Consider the following 1,917-nt stretch of genomic DNA (forward strand, 5'->3'; position numbering starts at 1 on the left):
AATTCACCGCCGAAGAAATTTACGACATGTTGCAGCAAGATGCGCTGCCGTTGTATCGCCTCGGTGGTTTACGTGCGTTTTATATCGGTGAGCGCTGCTTTATCAATGGTGAGGAGCTGCATCTGCCAGAAGGCTGCGCTGAAGTTCGTCATCTGCTGTGCGATCAGGAGTCATTCACTGCAGACGATCTGGGTGACAATCTGGGTAATCCAGCGCTGCTGTCGACGCTCACTGAGCTGGTGAATTGCGGCTACTGGTATTTTACTGACGAAGAGTAAACCCCTCTCCGCGCAGATTCGCTAACCCGCATTGGCTGAATCCGCGAAAGCGCTTAATCCACGAAAACTGAGCTCAGCATGGTCACTTTGTTGATCATGCTGAGCTTTCTTGATCATGCACAGCGTTCTTCACCTAATGAATGTTCCCCCCAATGAAGCTACCTTATCCTGTGCAACAACCGAGTGTGACAGCAAAAATTAAATCAATCTGATACAGGAAATTCGTTCTTCGTCGCCACAATGGCTCACCTCTCTGACAGTGTTTATAGTCATGTGAAACCTTGCTTTTGGACATGATGATGGAAGCGCTGAATCAGCATCTTTTCTTATTGATTAACGCCACAGCCGATACGCCCTTGTGGTTAATCAGCACGGCTCATTTTATTGCTCGTTGGCTTATTTATATTGTTTTAGCCACATTTATTTTCCAATTTATCCGCGGCGATAAAGAAACCCAGCAGCATATCATTGTGCTGTTTATCTGTGCCCTACTAGCCTATTTGGCCTGCTTTATTATTGGCAAGATTTATCCGCATCCGCGCCCGTTTATGGTGCCTATCGGGAAAACCTACCTGCTCCACAATGCCAATGCCTCATTTCCAAGCGGACATGCCACGTTAATGTTCAGCCTCGGCTTTTATCTGCTGTTTAGTGAAAGAACCTTCAAAGAGAGAAAACTTAGCGGGAAAACACAAAGCGCTTGGCTAATCCTGTTACTCGGCTTGGCGATCAGTTGGGCGCGGGTATTTTTGGGCGTCCATTTCCCGTTCGATATTCTGGGTGCGATTCCGGTCAGCCTGCTGGCGGCTTATCTGACATGGCGTTTAGCCTCCTATCTCTGTCCGCCGCGCCGCATACCACCTCAACGCCGCACATAAGGTCTACCACGCGAGTTCCACTATGTGAATATGTGAATATGTGAAAAACGTCGTCTGTGCTATTGGCCACAGCGCTTCACTCACACACTTAACTCTCGCAATTAACTGCAGAGCCATGCTGGCAGCCCGTGCTAGTCGGCATGGCTCACATCATGCAGCAATTGTTCACACGTCAGCGGCCGACTGAAATAATAGCCTTGCGCGTACAAAACACCGCTCCGACGTAGATAGGTCAGTTGTTTTTCTGTCTCTACCCCTTCGGCAACCACCTTCATCGAAAGATCGGTTGCCATCTGCAAAATCGAATTCAGCACTGGGGTATGTACCGTTTCCTGCCCGATGGATTGGATAAAACCTTTATCAATCTTCAGAAAATCCATCTTGTGCTTTTGCAGATAAATCAGCGCACTATGGCCAGTACCAAAATCATCAATCGCCAGTTCAAAACCGAGGTCATGCAGCTCTTTAAACAACCGTTCAGCCTCGGCATCATCTTTAATTAACACCCGTTCGGTAATTTCCAGCACACAGACAAAATGCTGTGCTGGCAGACAAGCACGAAACGCGGTTAAATCCGCGATAATATGCTCTGATTGCAGGTGTACCGCCGAGATATTAACCGCCAGCTTCATCCCCGGTGAAAAATGTTGCACCATCAATTTGGCATCTTTAGCCACCAGCTCGAACATATGCTTCGTGAGCTCAATAATTACCCCATTATGCTCGGCGTACGCGATGAACTGATCTGGCGGAATGAGCCC

At 48.1% G+C, this 1,917-nt stretch carries 3 protein-coding genes; 2 read left to right on the forward strand and 1 reads right to left on the reverse strand.

The features are described 5' to 3' along the window. On the forward strand, positions 1 to 278 hold a 278-nt coding region (locus ACRC27_RS02665), incomplete at its 5' end, for a winged helix domain-containing protein (protein WP_438639128.1). A gap of 293 nt (positions 279 to 571) precedes the next feature. Then, the gene (locus tag ACRC27_RS02670) at positions 572 to 1,156 is read left to right on the forward strand and encodes a phosphatase PAP2 family protein (RefSeq protein WP_438639129.1); all 585 of its coding nucleotides are present in this window, start codon (positions 572 to 574) and stop codon (positions 1,154 to 1,156) included. A 131-nt stretch (positions 1,157 to 1,287) separates the two neighbouring features. Here the strand turns inward: ACRC27_RS02670 and ACRC27_RS02675 are convergent. Then, on the reverse strand, positions 1,288 to 1,917 hold a 630-nt coding region (locus ACRC27_RS02675; protein ID WP_438639130.1), incomplete at its 5' end, for an EAL domain-containing protein.

The sequence above is a fragment of the Plesiomonas sp. genome (genome assembly GCF_051650925.1).
Classification (GTDB): Bacteria; Pseudomonadota; Gammaproteobacteria; order Enterobacterales; family CAMTGL01; genus Plesiomonas.

What these genes read in the sequence shown, in the direction of transcription:
- ACRC27_RS02670 (WP_438639129.1), top strand. Translation starts at nt 572, where the DNA reads ATGATGATGGAAGCGCTGAATCAGCATCTTTTCTTATTGATTAACGCC.